Origin of the sequence: Streptomyces sp. NBC_00503, assembly GCF_036346895.1 — a bacterium.
Taxonomy (GTDB): domain Bacteria; phylum Actinomycetota; class Actinomycetes; order Streptomycetales; family Streptomycetaceae; genus Streptomyces.
In genome coordinates this window covers 497,480-515,092 of sequence record NZ_CP107855.1, presented here as the reverse complement: position 1 = coordinate 515,092, position 17,613 = coordinate 497,480, and the positions used below count along the sequence as shown (strand labels likewise).

Sequence of the window (17,613 nt, the reverse complement as noted above, 5' to 3'; positions counted from 1 at the left end):
TCAGTGGGTGGGTTCCGTCACGCGCGCCAGCCAGCGCTGGTGCACCGGCGCGGCGGGCTGCCGCAGCAGTTCGAGGCGGGGCGGGACCCGGTCGGTGCGCCCGGCCGGCGGTCTCGCGCTGCCGGCCTGCCAGGACCGGGCCCAGGGTGCGGCGGGCCCGCGGTAGCCCTGGGCGGCGGCCGCGTGCAGGGTCCACAGGGGATCGTGGAGCTGGGCACGGCCCACCGCGCACAGGTCGGCCCGGCCGGCCAGGATCACCGAGTTCACGTCGTCGTACGTGGAGATCGCGCCGACGGCGATGGTCACCGCCCCGGTGGCATTGCGGATCAGATCGGCGTACGGGGTCTGGTAGCTGCGCCCGAAGCGGGGCCGCTCGTGGGCCACGACCTCCCCCGTCGAGACGTCGATCGCGTCGGCCCCCGCCTCGGTGAGGGCGCGGGCGATCTCCACGGCGTCGGCCTCGCTCAGCCCGCCCGCCGCCCAGTCGGCGGCGGAGATCCGCACCAGCAGTGCCTTCCCGGCAGGCCACACCGCCCTTACCGCGGCCAGTACTTCGAGCGGGAAGCGCAGGCGGCCGAAGACGTCGCCGCCGTACTCGTCGGTGCGCCGGTTCGTCAGCGGGGACAGGAACCCGGACAGCAAGTGACCGTGCCCGTACTGGAGTTCCAGCACATCGAAGCCGGCCCGGTCGGCGCGCTCGGCCGCGCGCACGAAGTCCCGTACGACCAGGTCCATGTCGGCGCGGTCCGCCTCACGCGGCACCGGGCTCCCGTCGGCCCAGGGCAGCGCGGACGCGGCCAGGGCCGGTCCGTCGGACGCCCGGCGGCCCGCGTGGGTGAGCTGGATGCCGAGGCAGGTGTCCGACTGGCCGTGCACGAAGCCGGCGATGCGCCGCCAGGCGGCCTCCTGCTCGTCGGTCCACAGTCCCGCACAGCCCGCGTCGCTCCGGCCGGCGGGGCTGACGGCCGTCATCCCGGCGATGACCAGGGCCGCGCCGCCCAGGGCCTGCGTACCGAGCTGGACGAGGTCCAGGTCGCCCGGGATCCCGTCGCGGGTCGTGGACAGGGCCATCGGCGGTACGACGACCCGGTTGCGCAGGAGCAGTCCGCCGAGCCGCAGCGGACGGAACATCGGCGGCACCGGGGCGGAGGCGTTGACGGCGGTGGTGAAGGCCTCGTCGCGGTCGCGCAGACCGTCGTACGTGACGCGACGGCTGCGGGTCAGCAGGTTGAAGGCGAACTGCTCCGGCTCCTGGCCGGTGTACCGGTCGATGTTCTCGAACCATTCGAGGCTGGCCTGCGCCGCGCGCTGGGTGGACTCCACCACGGCCTTGCGCTCGTCCTCGTACGCGGCCAGCGCGCTCGGCACGTCGGGGTGCTCGTGCAGACAGGCGGCCAGCGCGAGGGCGTCCTCCATGGCGAGTTTGGTGCCGGAGCCGATGGAGAAGTGCGCGGTGTGCGCGGCGTCCCCGAGCAGCACGGTGTTGGCGTGCCGCCAGGTCCGGTTGCGCACGGTCGTGAAGCGGAGCCACTTGGAGTTGTTGGGGATGAGCCGGTGGCCGTCCAGATGGCCCGCGAAGATCTCCTCGCAGCGCCGGATGCCCTCCTCGTCGCTGGCGCCGGGCGGCAGGTCGAGCCCCTCCGACCCGTCGAACCCGCCGCGCCGCCACGTGCCCTCGTCCATCTCGACGATGAAGGTGGAACGCGTGTCGTCGTACGGGTACGCGTGCACCTGGAGGGTGCCGAAGTCCCGCTCCTCGACGATGAAGGTGAAGGCCTCGAAGACCTTGTCGGTGCCGAGCCACATGTAGCGGCCGGAGCGTTCGTCGAGGTCGGTGGCGAAGGTGTCGGCATAGGCGGCGCGGGTCGCCGACCGTACGCCGTCGCAGGCGACCACCAGGTCGTATTCGGCGGCGAGTTGCTGCGCCGGCGGGGCCTGGGTCCGGTAGCGGACGTCCACGTTCAGGGCGGCGCACCGGTCCTGGAGGATGCCCAGCAGCCGACGGCGGCCCAGAGCGGCGAACCCGTGCCCGCCGGACGTGAGGGTCCGGCCGCGACGGCGGACGTCGATGTCGCTCCAGCGGGCGAACTCCGCCGACATCGCCTCGTGCACGGCGGGATCCGCCTGGGCGATGCCGTCGAGGGTCTCGTCGGAGAAGACGACCCCGAAGCCGAAGGTGTCGTCGGGAGCGTTGCGCTCCCAGACGGTGATCTCCCAGTGCGGGGAAAGCTGTTTGGCCAGGGCGGCGAAGTACAGGCCGCCCGGCCCGCCTCCGATGACTGCTACGCGCACGGGGCGCCTCCTCGGACGTTCTCGATCAGTTCGGGGGCCTGGGGGCCCGCCTTGGTGAGGACCTCCCGGACCTCGGCGGGCCAGGGGGTGGTCCCGGTGGCGCGGGCCGCGGAATGGGCGATGACCATGCGGCCGGTGGCCGCCTCCGTGCCCTCCTCCCCGTGGACGGTGAAGGCGTAATGCAGGGAACTGGTACCGACCTTGGTGATGCGCAGCTCCGTACGGACGGCCTCGCCGAACCAGAGCCGGGCCCGGTAGTCCGCCTCGAAGTGGACGCGGGGCGTGCTGCCGAACAGATGGGACAGGCCCAGCCGGCGGAGCAGCACGGCCTCGGCCGCCTCGACCCAGCGCACCACCGTGGAGTGGTGGTAGTGGCCGGCGGCGTCGGTGTCGGGCCACTCGACGCGCCGCTCGACGACGACGCTGGGCAGGTGCGGCACCCGGGCCTCGGGGCAACCGGCGGCGCAGCCGCCGGTGTCGGCATCGGCGGCGGTCGCGGCCACAACGGGATTCGGCAGGTGCTGGGTGGCCGACTCCCTTGCACGGGTACGGAGTTCACCGCGCCGGAGCTTTCCGGTCCCGGTGCGGGGGAGCTCGGTGACGAACTCCACGGCCCGCGGGTACTTGAACGGAGCGATGGCCGCCTTGACGTGCGACTGGAGCTCCAGGACGGTCGCCGGCCCGGCCGGGACACCGTCGCGCAGCACCACGTACGCCTTCACGAGCATGCCGCGCCGCTCGTCGGGGACCCCGACGACACCGCAGTCCACCACGTGGGGATGACCGGCCAGGGCCTTCTCGACCTCGGGCCCCGCGATGTTGTAGCCCGAGGAGACGATCATGTCGTCGCTGCGGGCCACGTACCAGAAGTAGCCCTCGGCATCGCGGATGTAGGTGTCGCCGGTGATGTTCCACCCGCCCCGGACGTACGTGGACTGGCGCGGGTCGTCGAGATAGCGGCAACCGGTGGGACCGGTCACGGCGAGCAGGCCGGGCTGCCCGTCGGGGACGGGCGTACCGTGCTCGTCGACCACGGCGGCCCGGTAGCCGGGCACGGGGCGGCCCGTGGAACCGGGCCGGATGTCCTCGTCGGCCGCGGAGATGAACACGTGCAGCATCTCGGTGGCACCGATGCCGTCGATGATGCGCAGCCCCGTAGCGGCGTGGAACTCCTCCCACACCGCGGAGGGCAGCGGCTCGCCCGCCGATACGCAGCGCCGCAGGCCGGCCAGCCGGCCGGTGGCGCCCTCGGCCATGATCGCCCGGTAGGCGGTGGGCGCGGTGAACAGGACGGTCACCCCGTGCGCGGCGACCAGGTCGGCCAGCTGCCGGGGCGTCGCCTGCTCGATGAGCAGGGTCGAGGCCCCGACGTGCAGCGGGAAGACCACCAGGCCGCCGAGGCCGAAGGTGAAGGCGAGCGGCGGGGTGCCGGTGAACACGTCGTCGGGGCCGGGCCTCAGGACGTGCCGGGAGAAGGTGTCGGCATTGGCGAGCACGTCCCGGTGGAAGTGCAGGGTGGCCTTGGGCCGCCCGGTGGTACCGGAGGTGAAGGCGATCAGCGCCACGTCGTCCGCGGCGGTGTCCACGGTGTCGAAGACACCGTCCTTGGCATCGCAGAGGGCCGAGAGGTCACCGGGGCCGGGGCCTCCGTACGGGATCACTCGCAGGGCGGGGGAGGTCGAGGTGTCGGTGGTGGCTACGGCTACGGCTTCGGTGGGCGCTGAGGTGGTCGCTCCCGCCGAGGTGAGCTCGTCGAGGTAGCGGTGGTCACACAGGGCGACGGCGGGCCGGCTGATCCCGCACAGCTCGGAGAGCTCGGCGGCGCGCAGCAGCGGCACGGTGGTGACCGCCACGCAGCCGGCCTTGAGCACGCCGAACCAGGCGGCCACGAGCCAGGGATTGTTCGGCCCGCGCAGCAGCACGCGGTTCCCGGGCACCAGGCCCAGGTCCTCGGTGAGCACCTGGGCGACCTGGTCGGCACGTCGGCGCAGTTCGCCGTAGCTCCAGCGCTCGGTCGGAGTGAGCAGGCAGGGGCGGTCGGGGCCCCAGCGCTCGACGGCGTCGTCGAGCAGGCTGCGGGCGCAGTTGAGCCGGTCGGGGTAGTTCAACTCCGGCAGATCGAAGTGGAGTTCGGGCCAGAGGGAGAACGGGGGAAGCCGGTCGCGGCAGAAGGAGTCGGCATGCGCCGAAGGGGAGAGCTCCATGGGGCGGCACCTCAATCAGGGAGCAGCAGGGGAGATGGGGCAAGTATCTCGATATTTTGGCGTCCGTCAATTCTTCGCGATATTTCGATGAGCGGTCGGGGCTCCGGCGCCGGGTCCGGGGCGGCTTCGGAGCCCCCTTCGGCGCCTTCGGTGGCGCCCCCTTCGGCGCCCTTTACGGGGTCACCCGGCGACCCCTTCGGTGCCGCCCGGGCGGTCGCCGCAGGCGTCACTCCGGGGAGGTGGCCCGGGATGTCACCCCGGCCGCATGCGCCTCATTCGACGGCTCTCCGCGGGTCCCCCCGGGGTCCTCTCGGGTGCGCGGCACCGCACTTCCGGAGTCCTGCGCGCCCGCGGCGGCGGGCCTCAGGCGGCCGGGACGCGTACGCGGACGGACTTTCCGAACTCGTGGGCCGTGACGGTGAGTTCGCCGCCCGTCTCGGCCGTCATCAGCTGCACGATCAGCAGGCCCCGCCCGTCCTCGGAGTCCGGGTCGACCTCGGCCCGCGGGTGCGGCAGCCGGGGGAGCGCGGCCGCCCCGTCGGAGACCTCGAGCTGCAGCCATCCGCCCCGCAGGGTGATCCCGACGCGCATGCGGCCGGTGGCCGCGGCGTGCAGGACGACGTTGCCGACGAGTTCGCTGACGGCCAGCAGCAGGACGTCCGCGATGTCGGCGGTGACCCGCCAGCCTTCGAGGAGGGTGCGGACGCGGGACCGGACCTGGGGCACGGTGGCCGCGGTGGGGGTGGCGGCCCAACGGGCGAATCCGCGGACCGGGGCGGAGGTGTCGACGACCGGGCCGGCGGGGGAGGGGGCGGTGGTGAGCATGACGTGCTCCCGGAGGGGAAGGCGACGGCACCCACGCTGTGACTCGTGTAACCGGCAGCCAATTCGGACTGCCCGTGGTCTTGTGGTCTGCGGAAACGCGTCGCTAGAGTCGTGATTACACGTGTAACACGCTAAGTCTCACCAGGGCCCCGCGCAAGCATTTCGGACATACGTTACGAAGCCGTGCCCCACGCCTGTGCCTGGACCTGAACCCGGACCCGGATTCGTCGGCCCCCGAGGCCGCGCAGATTGGAAGGCCTGCAATGACGCAATCGCCCCCTGTCACTGCTGTCACCCCTGTAGCTGCTGTCCCTGCCTTCGACATGGCTGATATGACGTGGCCGCCTCCGCCGTTCCTGGCGCCGGTGGCACCGGTCACGGACGCGGAAGGGGTCCGGCACTTCCACGGGGTGACGTACGCGACGACCCCGGGATTCCGGCCGCGACTGCTGGACGTGCGGGTCCCGGCGGGCGAGGGACCGTTCCCGGTGGTGGTGTGGATCCACGGCGGCGGCTGGCTCGACGGCGACCGCCGCTACCCGCCGCCGACCGTCCCCGCCGAGCTCCTCCACGGCACCGTCACGGCCGCCGGCCTCGCGCTGGTCTCCATCGACTACCGGCACAGCCTCGAGGCACCCTTCCCCGCCCAGCTCCACGACGTGAAGGCCGCGATCCGCTACATCCGCAAGTTCGCATCCGCCCTGGGCCTGGACGGCGACCGGATCGGCGTCTGGGGAGAATCCGCGGGCGGGCACCTCGCCGCCCTCGCGGGCCTCACCGGCCCCCACACCCCGGAGGCGACCGCCCTGGAAGGCACCCACGGTGTGGGTTCGGGTGACACCAGCGTCCGCGCGGTCGTCGACTGGTACGGGGTCTCCGACCTGACCACCCTCGCCGACCACCCCATGCCCGCCATGCCCCCCATGCCCGCCGGGATGGAGTTCCCCGACCCCTACACCGCCCTCCTCGGCGGCACCGAAACCGAACGCCCGGCCCTGGCCAAGGCCGCAAGCCCCGTCACCTACGCCACCGAGGGCTCCAACCCTCCCCCGTTCCTCCTGATCCACGGAACCCACGACGGACTGGTCCCCTACAGCCAGAGCGAACAACTCACCACCGCCCTCACCCAGGCCGGAGGCCACGCCACCCTGCGCCCCGTCCCCGACGCCGACCACATCTTCCTCGGATCCCCCGACATCCAAGACATCGTCACCGAATCCGTCACCTTCCTCACCCACCACCTCACCGCGAAGGCCTGACGACACCCCGCACTCCCGACGCCTGAACCGGCCCCGCGTGCCGGCCAGGCGAATCGGAGGGGCGCCCGCGTGAGCCGCGTACGCGGACGCGCACGGGCGCCCCGGCGGACCGGCCTGGGCGGAGCCCACGTACAACACACGGGTTCCACGCGGCTGTTCAGGCGGTGCCACCGGCTCCGGACGCCGGGTGCGGCAGGACGGCCCAACCCCCCGATCCTCCCGCCGCGGGGGAGGCCGGGAGTCTCAAGCCGAACTGCCCAGCCCGGGGGAGGTGCTGGTGCCCGGGACCGCCGGGGGGCGGCCACGGGCGCCGGGCGCCGCCGCGGAGGGGGCGGCGGCGCCATCAGCACATGGTTGGAACGGACTCGTCACGCCGGAGCCGCGTAGCAATGCACGGTCACCGTCCGGGTCGGACCCCACCGCTGGTCGACGGTGCCCAACAAGGTCCACCCCAGGCGTTCGTACAGGGCTGCTGCCGACTTGTCGGCGGCCAGGACGTCGAGGACCGGGTGCAGGGCACGTCGTTGCGCATCCTGCACGGCCCGCGCCATCAGCCGGGCGCCGATCCCATGGCCGCGGGCCGCGGGTGACACGAACAAGCGGCTCACCACAGCGCTGCTCTCGACGGGAGCACCCTCGCGGCGGCTCCACAGCCCTGCTGCCGCATCGCCGTCTCCGCTGCGGGACAGGCCGATGTGGCCCACCACGCGCCCGTCCAGTACCGCCACCCAGGCCGCGAGCAGGGAAGGCTGCGTCAGCCACTCGCCGGGGTACTCCGGCCAGTTCAGCGGGTAGCCGTCGCAGCCATGGACCTCCGCCAGCACCTGGACGCATCCGTCCAGATCGGACCTGTCGCGCCGCCGTATGAGGCAGGGCGAGGATTCCTCGCCGGTAGAAACATCCTGTGGGTTCACCGAAGCATGCAAACACAACCCGGCCGACCAGGCACGTCCGTGATCTGGCCGAACTCGCCGGTGAAGACGGTCTACGGGCGCCACCGGCTGTATCTGCTGCGGCGGGTCCCATCCGCGGCCGACGCCGTGGGTGATGTGGACTGGGGCGGCCCCGGCCGCCTGCCCACGTACTTCGGATAGAGGGAGTCGAAGCCGTCGGCGTTGGAGTTGTGGATCACATCCCGGACCCGGTCCGCGCTGGTGAACGTCACCTCGGCGATCTTCGCCACGGGCATGCCCTGTGCGGATGACCAATCCGGACGGCGCGTCACCTCAGCACAGCGCAAGGGTCGCTGATGCGGCGCTAGCCGGGATTCAGAACCTCATCGTCCGCGTGCGTGCCGAACTCGGCGACGCGCACCTCCGCGATGCGCTCGTACCGGTTGATCCGGTCGGTCCACTCCGCGTCGACGCCGAACGCCACCTGCGCGAAGCCCACCCGCCCGACGGCCTCGGCCAGGCCCGGATCTCCAGGGGCCAGCAGCCGCACCGGCGCGCCAAGCGCCACGGTGTGCGGCGGCACGAAGTACTCGTCCGGCAAAACGGTGCGCGCATGGACGAGCGCGCCGACAGCGACGACCGAGCCGGCCCCCAACCGTGCGCACTGCAGGACCGTCGCCGCGGTCGCCACATAGACGCACCTGCCGACCTCACAGCCCAGCAGCGTGGCATGCGGCCCCACGAAGACGTGGTCGCCGAGAAGCACCGGCTGATCGCCGGCGACCGCAGACCCGCGCAACACCGCGTTCTCGCAGATCACCGTCGCCTCCCCGACCTCGATCCGAGACCCCTCGGCATCGAGCACCGCTCCGTACATCACCCGCGCCCTCGGCCCCACGCGGACATCACCGACGAGCGTGGCCGTCGGGGCGACGTAGGCGGTGGGATGGACCTGCGGTTCATGTCCGCGGTGCCGGATGCGGATTCCCTGCGCTTCAGCGATCATGAGCGGATTCTCGCCCGACCGACCGCGAGCATGCTGGCGAATTTCCGATGTCGCGTTCGCCGAGACATGCACTAGTGCCGCGTCAGGCAACGTTCGCCCCGTCGCGACGCCCGGCACGCACTCTCACCGCACCGGCCGGAAGGTCAAGTACGTCCAGTACGAGCCCTTCCGGCCGGTGCGGTGAGAGCACGCACCGGACGCCGCTCCTTCACGGGCGAACATTGCCTGACGCGGCACTAGCTGGTCTGGCGGTGGACCAGGACTGCCTCTATGTCCGGGAACGGGGCGGTCGTGCCCGTCTCGATCAGTTCGTGTACGGCGTCCGCGATGAGGGCGGGTGGGGCCAGGTCCAGGCGGATCGAGGTCAGGGCGGGCTGCTGGAGGGCGGAGAGGACCAGGTCGTCGGAGCCCACGATCGCCACGTCGTCCGGTACGACGATGCCCTCCGCGCGGAACGCGTGCAGCAGGAGCGCTGCGTACTCGTCGTTGTAGGCGAACACGGCGTCCAGGCCGAGGCTCGGCCAGCGGCGGGCCAGGTCGGTCGCGGACTCGCGGGTGTAGGCGAGCTCCACCGGGACGACGGTGGCCATGTGGCGGGCGGCCACGGACTCGGCGCCGGCCAGGCGGGGGGCGGCGAGGGCGCCGAGGCCGCGCTCCTGGGGCATGACCACGCCGATACGGGTCCGGCCGCGGGCGATCAGGTGCTCCGCGGCGATGGCGCCGATGCGGGCGTGGTCGAAGCCGATGGTGTGCACGCCCGGTACGGGGTGGGACGCGAAGGCGAGCAGCCCCCGTACCCCGGCGCGCCGCAGCAGCTCGGCGGCCTGCGGGGTGAACCGGTCGCCGTCGAGGGCGATGACGGCCGCAGGCCGCAGCTCGGCCCAGGCGCGGGCGGCGTCGAGGGGGTCGGTGAAGCGCCCCGCGTGCAGGACGGCGGTGTAACCGTGCCGGTCGAGCTCGCTGTGGAGATCGTCGACCCAGTCGCTGACGAGGCGCCCGACCGCGGAGATCGACGAGGGCATCAGGACGAGGTTGCTGCGACCGGCCCGCAGGGACCGGGCAGCGGCGTGCGGCACGTAGCCGAGCTGTTTGGCGGCGTCGAGCACGCGGGCGCGGGTGGCTTCGCTGACGCGATGGCCCTGGGTGTCGTTGAGGACGAAGGAGACCGTGGCCCGCGACACCCCGGCCAGACGCGCCACGTCGGCACTGGTGAGCGACGTGCGGGCGGGGGTGGGAGTGGTGGCGGGAATGTCTTTGGCCATGACGTCCCTCGACGCTCCTTTTGATCGGCTCGCTGCCTTCCCTTCGAAGGTTACACGAGTTAGATCAACGGAGCGCGGGGCCGCCCAGACGTGCGGGCCCGCCCGCCGGGGCCGGGGCCGGGGCAGGTGCCGGGCCCGGTGCCGACGCCGCTCCGGTCAGGTCGCCTGCGGGGGCCGCGGGGCCGCCGCCTCGTGGAGCCGCCGGGAGTCCCCGGCCAGGTCGTCCAGGGCGGTGACCACGGAGTCGAAGCGCATCGTCGTGCGCGTGTCCTTCCCGTACGGGTTCCAGTGCGGCATGTCCGGATGGTTCGGGTCGCCGGTGCGGGCGAAGGCGATCCAGGCGCGGTGCATGGTGTGCGCGAGCCCCTCGCGGACGGCCGGGTTCAGTCCCGCGGTGAAGGGTGCGTGGGCCCACTGGTCGAAGTTCGCGAAAACGAAGGGGAGTTCCAGGCAGTGCGCCGCACCGAGCCGGCCCTCGTGGGCGGGAGAGGGGAGGTCGAACTGGTACGCCCACACCGGCCGGCCCGCTGCGGCCCTGGCCTCGGCCAGGCGGACGGCGGGGACCCGAAACAGCTCGTCCGTGATGAGGTCCATCAGGACGTCGGCCGGCCGGGCGCCCGGCCGGGTGCGCTCGTACGCCGCGTACACGTCGGGCGCGGCCTCCGTCCCGAAGGTGTCCGCGATCCGGCCGGTCACCTGCTCGCGGTCGGCGGCGGCGAGGCCCTCGTTCAGGGCGAACCCGAAGTTGGCCTCCTCGCGGGTCCAACCGATCATCACCTCGAGACCGGCCGCGGCCCCGTGGAGCAAGGCCTCGGCCGGGTGGCGGTGCAGGGTGACGTCGTCGACGACGGGCAGGAACGGTGTCGGCCAGTAGCCCCAGCGCATCGTCCGGGCGAAGAGCCCGCCGCCCGCGCCGATCAGCGCGGGCCAGGGCAGGTCGCGCAGCTCGGCCAGGGTCTTGACCCCGGCGATCTCGAGGAAGGCGGCGGTGCGCTCCGCGTAGGCCTCGGGGGCGGGGAGGTCGAGGCCGAAGGGCGGGCTCATCAGGATCACGCGCCGGATCAGGCCCTGGGTTTCGGGGAGTCCGGCGAGGGCGGCGGTGGACACCGCGCCGCCCGACTGCCCCGCGACGGTGATCGAGTCCGGGTCGCCGCCGAAGGCGGCGATGTTCTCCCGAACCCAGCGGAGGGCGGCCAACTGGTCGGTCAGCCAGTGGTTGGCGCCGCTGCCCTCGCCGAAGTCGGCCCCGTCGTAGGGGGATTGGTCGCCGGAGTCGTGAGAGGCGTCGGACTCGCCGCCGCCGGCGCTGAACCCCGTATCGGCCCCATCGGCCCCCGTAGCGCTCTCCGGGCCGGTGTAGAGGTAACCCAAGGGGCCGATGCGGTAGTTGATGCCGACCACGACCAGGTCTCCGTCGCGGGCGAAGGTCTCGCCGGAGTACACGGGGAGTGACCCCGAGCCGGAGACGAAGCCCCCGCCGTGGATCCAGACCAGGACGGGACGCCGGGCGTCGTCGGCCGCCGGTGTCCAGATGTTGAGGGTCAGGCAGTCCTCGTCGAAGGGAGGTGATCCGTGCCCGCCGAGGACCGGGTCGCCGCCCTCCATGTACATCTGCGGGGCGCTGGGGCCGTCGGCGGTCGCGTCCCGGGTACCGCTCCAGCCGGGATGCGGCCGGGCGGGCCGCCAGCGCAGGTTACCGACCGGGGGTTCCGCGTAGGGCACGGCCCGGAAGACGGCGAGCCCGTCCTCGATCGCGCCGCGCAGTCGTCCTGCGGGCAGGTCCACCACTGCCTGGTCCGGGCCTGGGGTGTGAGCCATGGGCCAATCCTTCCTGGGGCGCGCGCCGAGTGCACGCCGACCTGTCGAGAGTATGGCGTGAAATTGTCGAGCGTCAATGTTGCTCGATGTCCGGGCGCCTCGCGGGTGGGTGGGTAGGTGGGTCCGGGCGGCGCGAGGACAGGCCGGGTCGCGAGGGGCCGGGGTTGCGAGAGGTCGGGGTTGCGAGAGGTCGGGGTGTGGCCTGAGCCGGGCCGGGGCCCGAGCCGGGCCGGGGCCCGAGCCGGGCCGGGCCCGGGCGGGCCGGCCCGGCCAGGCGGGCGGGTCTCCGCTCGCACCCCGGCCACCCCGGCCGCCTCGGCCGGGCCCCTTTCGCGCCCCGCCCGGCGGCCTCCGCTCACATCCAGAGGGTGTCGGCCGCCCTGCGCTCCGCCTCCGTCTCCAGCAGGGGCGCGAACGCCCGCCACAGCAGAAGGCAGGTGCCCGCGGCGGCCAGGGCGCCGCCGACCGTGTCGGTCAGCCACTGGGCGTGCAGCCAGGTGCGGCTCCACATCATGGCGACGGCGTACCCGGTGCCGAAGAGCCACCACCAGCGCCGGGCGGCGCCCGGCGGGAACAGCATCACGGCTACGGCGATCACCAGGGCCACGGCGCTGAAGACCTGGCCGGAGGGGTACGAGCCGTCGTTGACCAGGACCCAGGTGTACGGGGGCCGGGGCCGGTCGGCGAGCTGCTTGAGGGGCATCACCACGAGCACGCTGCCCGCGATGGCGGTGGTGAAGACGAAGAGCGCCGACCGCCAGCGCCCGTACATGCACAGGCAGGCCATCACCAGCAGGGGCAGGACCGTCCCCAGCGGGCCGCCGAGGCGGTCGAGCACGGTGGCGAACCCGGTGGCCGCATCGCCGGGTGAGCCGTCGGTGGAGCCGGCCCAGGAGTCGTCGAGGCCCTGGAAGAAGGGCCGTTCGTCCAGGCGGAGGAGCAGCCCGATCAGCAGGGACAGCAGGATCAGCGCCGTGCCGGAGACGACGGCATGGCGTGGCGGGGCCGCGGGTGTCGCGTGGCGCGGTGGCCGGGCGGCGAGCGGGGGCTGTGCGGGGGAGGAGGTGGGGAAGGGGGCGGGGGAACGGGGCATGGCGGGGCCTTTCGCGGTCGCCTCCCCGGGTGGTGGGGGCACGCGGGAGAGCGGTGTGCGGATGTGGGGCGGGATTTGGTGAAGCGGCCCGGACGGGGCGGGCCCGGAGGCGGGGTCGCAGGAGTGGCGCGGGCCCGGCAGGCGCGGCTTCGGGGCCGCCGCCCGGTGACGGTGTCGTCCGGTTGCGGAGCCGTCGCGGTGCGGCACGGAGTATTGCGGAAGCGTGGCCGCCGCCACAAGGGCAAGAGGGTTTCCGGTCACGACGGGGCTGGTCAGTGGCTGTGGATACGTGGTTACACGTGCCTGGCTAGGCATTCGTCCATGGGTCACGATCTGGGGAGCGACTCGCACCGACCCTTGGCGGGAACGTGGATTGGGTGCTACACAGTGTCCAAGCACCGGAAGTGACACGTGTAACAACATCGCGTTAACCGCACCGCGCCAACCGCACCGCGCTCATCGCACCACGTGGATCGTGCAGCTCACCCGTCGCACCGCGACACGTGAACCAGCACGTCGGCCGTAGGCGGCCGCGGCATCTCCCGGTGACGCCGCAGCTCGTCCACGACAGCGGTGGCAACAGCAGAAGCAAGAGCACCAGCACCAGCACGAGAACCAGCAAGAGCAACAGCGAAACGGCGTCTTCCCCGTCCCTGCACCGCCCTCCGGCGCTGCCCCTGGTCCGCACGCGGTCCGCCCGCCCAGTGCCCCGCACCCCGTCCGCACCTCCGGGCCGCACGCCACCTCCCTGCGGAAGCCCGCCGCGGAAGTTCTCCGCGTCACCTCCCCACGCCCCTCCCCGTTCCGTCCCCCCGAGGAGTCGTCATGGCCACGAACGAGCTCACCGATCCGCCGCCGTCCGTCCCGGCCGATCCCGAACCTCCCCACCGCCGCGGACTCCTGCTCCTGCTGCTGGTCGCCAACTCCGCCATGATGGCGGTCTACATGGGCGTCGGTTCCGTCCTGCTGCCCACCCAGATCGCCGCGATCGCCGGCGACGACAAGGTCGCCGTCCTGGGCCTGATCGGCGGCGTCAGCGCGATCTTCGCGACCGCCTTCAATCCGATCGCCGGCGCCCTCTCCGACCGCAGCGGCCGCCGCAACCCCTGGGTGCTGGGCGGGGCCCTCGCCTCGCTCGCGGGCCTCGCCTTCCTCGGCAGCGTCAGTACCGCCCTGCTCGTCGGCATCGGCTGGTGCCTGATCCAGGCGACCATGAACGTCTACCAGGCCGCCGTCACGGCGATCGTGCCCGACCGGGTGCCGGTCGCCCGGCGCGGGACCGCGTCGGCGCTGGTGGGGCTGGGATTGCCCATCGGCGGCACGGTCGGCGTGCTGATCGCCTCCCAGACCTCCGAGCATCTGCGCATCGGCTACCTCGTCTTCGGCGGGGTCATCGCCGGAGCCGCGCTGCTGCTCACCCTCTTCTGCCGTGATGTGCCGCGCCCCGAAACGGCGGCGGCCCCGGCCGCGACCGCCGCCCCCAGGGGGGCCCAGGTCAAGGCGTTCCTCTCGTCCCTCGGCCACCACGACTTCCGGTGGGCCTTCATCGGGCGGGCCCTGATGGTCCTGGGCTACTTCTCGGTCGTCGGATACCAGCTCTACATCCTCGACGACCACATCGAACTCCCCGATGGGCTGACCGCGCCCGCCGCGATGGCGGTGCTCACCCCGGTCTCGATGGTGGCCATGGCCGTCTCCACGGTGGTCGGCGGGATCCTGTCCGACCGCTGGAACCGCCGCAAGGTGTTCGTCGGGGTCTCGGCGGCCCTGGCCGGGCTGGTCATGGTGGTTCCGGTGGTCAGCCCGACGTGGACGGGCATGCTCGTCTTCAGCGCGCTCAACGGCCTGGCCTTCGGATGCTTCATGGCCGTGGACACCGCGCTCGTCACCCTCGTACTCCCGCGGGCCGAGGACGCCGCCCGCGACATGGGAGTCCTCAACATCGCGAACGCCGGGCCGCAGATCATCGCCCCGTTCGTGGCCTCCGCGGTCGTCACCGGCCTCGGCGGGTACACCCCGCTGTTCCTCGTGGGCGGCGCGCTCTCCCTGATCGGCGCGCTCGCGATCCTCCCGATCCGCAGCGTGCGCTGACCCGGATCCGGACCTGGACCCGGGTCACGACCCGGATCTGCCCGTCGCCTTCCTCCCCTCTCTCCGATCCCTCTCCCAAGGAGCCTTCCGTGCAACGCAAGCGAGTTCTGCCATTGGCCGCCATGCTGCTCTGCGCGCCCGCCCTCGCCGGTACGGTGCCTGCCGCGGCCGCGGCTTCGCCGCAGGCCGGGCCGGCTTCCGCCCCGGTGCCCGCGGGCCCGCTGCGGATCCTGCTCACCAATGACGACGGCTACAACGCGCCCGGCATCCGGATAGCGTTCGAGCGGCTGACCGCAGCCGGTTACGACGTCACCATGGTCGCGCCGCTCACCAACCAGAGCGGCGCCGGCACGAAGACCTCGAACACCCCGTCCCTCACGGTGCGCCACCCCGAACCGAAGGTGTGGGCCGTCGACGGCACCCCCGGCGACTCGGTGGCCTTCGGCCTCTCCGAGGTGTTCGCGGGGCAGGCTCCGGACCTGGTCGTCTCGGGCACCAACTTCGGCCCGAACGTGGCCGGCCTCGCCACCCACTCCGGAACGGTCGGCGGCGCCATCGCCGGCCTGGAGGGCGGCGTACCCGCCATCGCCCTGAGCACCGGCGGGGTCACGGCCCCCGACCCCGTGACCACGGTCAACGCGATGGGCCCCACGGTCGACTTCGCGATCAAGCTGATCGAGCGGCTGCGTACGCACGCCAGCCCCGGCGGCCCCCTGCTGCCCAAGGGCGTCGGCCTGAACGTCAACCACCCCGTCGTCGGCGCCGACGGCAAGGGCACACCGGCCGGGCTGGCGTCGACCTTCCAGGACCCGCAGCCGCTGCTGAAGGCCGACTACACCGACGCGGGCGACGGCACTTGGAAGCTCGGCGTGAAGGTGGACCTGCGGACCCCGGCCCGGGGCGGTGACGTGGAGGCGGTGAGCGCGGGCAAGATCGCCATCAGCCCGATGAACGCCGACTGGAACACCGGCCCGGCCGACTTCGCCCTCACCTCCACCCTGATCGCCGGGCTGCGCCCGTAGTTCCCACCGCCGGCCGGGGGCGGGGGGCGGGGCGCGCCGCGCTCCGATGTGCCCGCTGCCCCCGGATCCTTTCGACACCAGGAGTACGGATGCGATGGCTCTCGACCCGGATCGCCCGGGTCTCTCCGGCAAGACCCTTATCCGCTACGGCATTTGCGCTGGCCGTCCTGTTCGCCGCAGCCCTCCCGGCGGCGGCGGCCGCCTCGCCGGGCAGCGGCCCGGGCGGCGGCCCGGACGGTTCCTCCCGTCCGGTGGTGGCCCTCGCGCAGGGCGCGCTGCGGGGTCGGGCCGAAGGCGGGGTGCAGGAGTTCCTCGGCGTCCCCTATGCCGCCCCGCCGGTCGGCGAGTTGCGGTTGCGCGCCCCCGCGGAGCCGCAGCGCTGGAGCGGGATCCGCGAGGCCGACCGGCAGGCGCCCGCCTGTCTGCAGTTCTCGCCGTTCGGGCTGCGGGATCCCCGGGCGGTCAGCGAGGACTGCCTCTACCTGGACGTGTACCTGCCCCGGGGTGTCCGCGCGGACGCCCGGCTGCCGGTGATCCTGTGGATGCACGGGGGCGCGTACAGCCAGGGCACGGGCACCCAGTTCGGCGGCGGTGCGATGGCCGAGCTCACCCACAGCGTCGTGATCAGCATCAACTACCGCCTCGGCCAGCTCGGTTATCTGGGTCTTCCCGAACTGACCCGCCAGGACGCGCGGCACTCCGGCTCCTTCGGCCTGATGGACCAGATCGCGGCGCTGCGCTGGACGCGCGAGAACATCGGCGCGTTCGGCGGGAACCCCGGCAACGTGACGGTCTCCGGCCAGTCGGCGGGCAGCGGCTCGGTGTGTGCGCTGCTGGCCGCGCCCTCGGCGGCCGGGCTGTTCCACCGGGCCGTGCTGCAGAGCGGGCCGTGCACGCTGCTCCGTACGCCGGACAGCGCGCGGGCCGAGTCCGAGGCGCGGGCCTTCGCGGCCGGGGCGGGCTGCGCCGATCCGGCCGCCGCCGTCGCCTGCCTGCGGGCCGCCCCGGGGGCGGCGCTGGTGGACGCGGCCCGCACGGCAGCGACTTCGGGTCCGGCGTCGGGTGACGGCCTGCTGCCGCAGGAGCCGGCCGTCGCCATCGCGGCCGGGACCTGGAACAAGGTTCCGGTCATGATCGGGAACACCCGCTCCGAGGACCGCTTCTTCGTCGCGCTGACCCAGCCGGGTCTGACGGAGCAGCAGTACGCGGAGCAGGTCCTGGCGGGCTACGGAGCGGCGGGACCGGAGGTGCTGGCCCGCTACCCGGTCGCCGCCTACGGATCCCCGTACCTGGCGCTGTCGGCCCTGATGACCGACTCGACCTTCGCCTGCGAGACCGCCGCGACCGCGCAGCTGTTCGCCCGGCAAGTACCCACCTTCGCCTACGAGTTCGACGACCCCGACTCGCCGACGCTGGCGGGGGCGCAGGTTCCGGGCCTGGACGAGTCGAACGCGCACAGCGCCGAACTGGCCTATCTGTACGAGTTCACCATGGGCGACCGACCCCTGACGCCCGTCCAAGTCGCCCTGGCCACGCGGATGAAGCGCTACTGGGGCGCCTTCGCCCGCTACGGCGCCCCCCTGGCGGCGGGCCAGACCCCGTGGCCGGTCACCGGACCGGCGGGCGCGGTCCTGACCCTCAGCCCGACGGCGACCCGGATCGACCCGGCGTTCGCGGCGGACCACCAGTGCGGATTCTGGAAGGCCCAGCCGCCCCGGTCGGTCTGAGAACGGTCTGAGGACGGCCGGAGCGTCCGCTCGTCAATGCGGGACCCCGACGATCATCCCTTGGAGCGCGCCGGAATTACGGCGGGCACGGGGAGGGCGGCCGCCGCGCCGGGCGCCCGAC

At 73.1% G+C, this 17,613-nt stretch carries 12 protein-coding genes and 3 pseudogenes; 5 read left to right on the top strand and 10 right to left on the bottom strand.

Annotation, left to right across the window (positions count from 1 at the left end):
* The 4 genes and pseudogenes from OG490_RS02460 to OG490_RS02445 form a co-directional block, all read right to left on the bottom strand.
* Positions 1 to 2,292 (bottom strand): oxidoreductase, encoded by a 2,292-nt coding sequence (locus tag OG490_RS02460; RefSeq protein ID WP_330294608.1) that lies wholly within the window; start codon positions 2,290 to 2,292, stop codon positions 1 to 3.
* A pseudogene (locus OG490_RS02455) lies at positions 2,283 to 2,636 on the bottom strand (acyl-CoA thioesterase); the annotation flags it as partial. The gene OG490_RS02460 and the pseudogene OG490_RS02455, both read right to left, overlap by 10 nt.
* A gap of 195 nt (positions 2,637 to 2,831) precedes the next feature.
* Positions 2,832 to 4,496: pseudogene (locus OG490_RS02450) on the bottom strand (AMP-binding protein); the annotation flags it as partial.
* A gap of 363 nt (positions 4,497 to 4,859) precedes the next feature.
* Positions 4,860 to 5,321 carry an ATP-binding protein gene (locus OG490_RS02445; RefSeq protein WP_330294607.1) on the bottom strand — a complete coding sequence of 154 codons (462 nt, stop codon included), beginning with the start codon at positions 5,319 to 5,321 and terminating at the stop codon, positions 4,860 to 4,862.
* Between the two features lie 323 nt (positions 5,322 to 5,644).
* Here OG490_RS02445 and OG490_RS02440 point away from each other — a divergent pair, with 323 nt between their 5' ends.
* Positions 5,645 to 6,580 (top strand): alpha/beta hydrolase, encoded by a 936-nt coding sequence (locus tag OG490_RS02440; RefSeq protein WP_330294606.1) that lies wholly within the window; start codon positions 5,645 to 5,647, stop codon positions 6,578 to 6,580.
* A gap of 368 nt (positions 6,581 to 6,948) precedes the next feature.
* Here OG490_RS02440 and OG490_RS02435 read toward each other — a convergent pair whose 3' ends face one another.
* Entirely contained in the window at positions 6,949 to 7,404 is a 456-nt protein-coding gene (locus OG490_RS02435) for a GNAT family N-acetyltransferase (RefSeq protein ID WP_330294605.1), read from the bottom strand.
* Positions 7,405 to 7,533: 129 nt separating this feature from the next.
* Between OG490_RS02435 and OG490_RS02430 the strand changes: the two genes are divergently transcribed.
* On the top strand, positions 7,534 to 7,674 hold the full coding sequence (locus OG490_RS02430; RefSeq protein ID WP_330301197.1) for a hypothetical protein: 141 nt from the start codon (positions 7,534 to 7,536) through the stop codon (positions 7,672 to 7,674).
* Here OG490_RS02430 and OG490_RS02425 read toward each other — a convergent pair.
* The 5 genes and pseudogenes from OG490_RS02425 to OG490_RS02405 form a co-directional block, all read right to left on the bottom strand.
* A pseudogene (locus OG490_RS02425) lies at positions 7,647 to 7,781 on the bottom strand (IS630 family transposase); the annotation flags it as partial. The gene OG490_RS02430 and the pseudogene OG490_RS02425 sit on opposite strands and share 28 nt — an antisense overlap.
* Positions 7,782 to 7,837: 56 nt before the next feature.
* On the bottom strand, positions 7,838 to 8,479 hold the full coding sequence (locus OG490_RS02420) for a gamma carbonic anhydrase family protein (RefSeq protein ID WP_330294604.1): 642 nt from the start codon (positions 8,477 to 8,479) through the stop codon (positions 7,838 to 7,840).
* Between the two features lie 236 nt (positions 8,480 to 8,715).
* A complete protein-coding gene (locus OG490_RS02415; protein ID WP_330294603.1) occupies positions 8,716 to 9,741 on the bottom strand; it encodes a LacI family DNA-binding transcriptional regulator in 1,026 nt (341 codons plus the stop codon).
* Positions 9,742 to 9,897: 156 nt separating this feature from the next.
* Positions 9,898 to 11,559, bottom strand: a complete 1,662-nt coding sequence (locus OG490_RS02410; RefSeq protein WP_330294602.1) for a carboxylesterase/lipase family protein — start codon at positions 11,557 to 11,559, stop codon at positions 9,898 to 9,900.
* 355 nt (positions 11,560 to 11,914) lie between these two features.
* Positions 11,915 to 12,652, bottom strand: coding sequence for a phosphatase PAP2 family protein (locus OG490_RS02405; RefSeq protein WP_330294601.1), 738 nt, complete (start codon positions 12,650 to 12,652; stop codon positions 11,915 to 11,917).
* A gap of 825 nt (positions 12,653 to 13,477) precedes the next feature.
* Between OG490_RS02405 and OG490_RS02400 the strand changes: the two genes are divergently transcribed.
* The 3 genes from OG490_RS02400 (at position 13,478) to OG490_RS02390 (ending at position 17,492) form a co-directional block, all read left to right on the top strand.
* Positions 13,478 to 14,743: an MFS transporter gene (locus tag OG490_RS02400; protein ID WP_330294600.1), complete on the top strand. Its 1,266-nt coding sequence runs from the start codon at positions 13,478 to 13,480 to the stop codon at positions 14,741 to 14,743.
* Positions 14,744 to 14,832: 89 nt separating this feature from the next.
* Positions 14,833 to 15,765 carry a 5'/3'-nucleotidase SurE gene (surE, locus tag OG490_RS02395; protein WP_330294599.1) on the top strand — a complete coding sequence of 311 codons (933 nt, stop codon included), beginning with the start codon at positions 14,833 to 14,835 and terminating at the stop codon, positions 15,763 to 15,765.
* Between the two features lie 89 nt (positions 15,766 to 15,854).
* Complete coding sequence (locus tag OG490_RS02390; RefSeq protein ID WP_330294598.1) at positions 15,855 to 17,492, top strand: carboxylesterase/lipase family protein; 1,638 nt, start codon at positions 15,855 to 15,857, stop codon at positions 17,490 to 17,492.
* Positions 17,493 to 17,613: the final 121 nt, after the last annotated feature.

What these genes read in the sequence shown, in the direction of transcription:
- OG490_RS02445 (WP_330294607.1), bottom strand. Translation starts at nt 5,321, where the DNA reads ATGCTCACCACCGCCCCCTCCCCCGCCGGCCCGGTCGTCGACACCTCC.
- OG490_RS02440 (WP_330294606.1), top strand. Translation starts at nt 5,645, where the DNA reads ATGGCTGATATGACGTGGCCGCCTCCGCCGTTCCTGGCGCCGGTGGCA.
- OG490_RS02420 (WP_330294604.1), bottom strand. Translation starts at nt 8,479, where the DNA reads ATGATCGCTGAAGCGCAGGGAATCCGCATCCGGCACCGCGGACATGAA.
- OG490_RS02415 (WP_330294603.1), bottom strand. Translation starts at nt 9,741, where the DNA reads ATGGCCAAAGACATTCCCGCCACCACTCCCACCCCCGCCCGCACGTCG.
- OG490_RS02410 (WP_330294602.1), bottom strand. Translation starts at nt 11,559, where the DNA reads ATGGCTCACACCCCAGGCCCGGACCAGGCAGTGGTGGACCTGCCCGCA.
- OG490_RS02405 (WP_330294601.1), bottom strand. Translation starts at nt 12,652, where the DNA reads ATGCCCCGTTCCCCCGCCCCCTTCCCCACCTCCTCCCCCGCACAGCCC.
- OG490_RS02400 (WP_330294600.1), top strand. Translation starts at nt 13,478, where the DNA reads ATGGCCACGAACGAGCTCACCGATCCGCCGCCGTCCGTCCCGGCCGAT.
- OG490_RS02390 (WP_330294598.1), top strand. Translation starts at nt 15,855, where the DNA reads ATGCGATGGCTCTCGACCCGGATCGCCCGGGTCTCTCCGGCAAGACCC.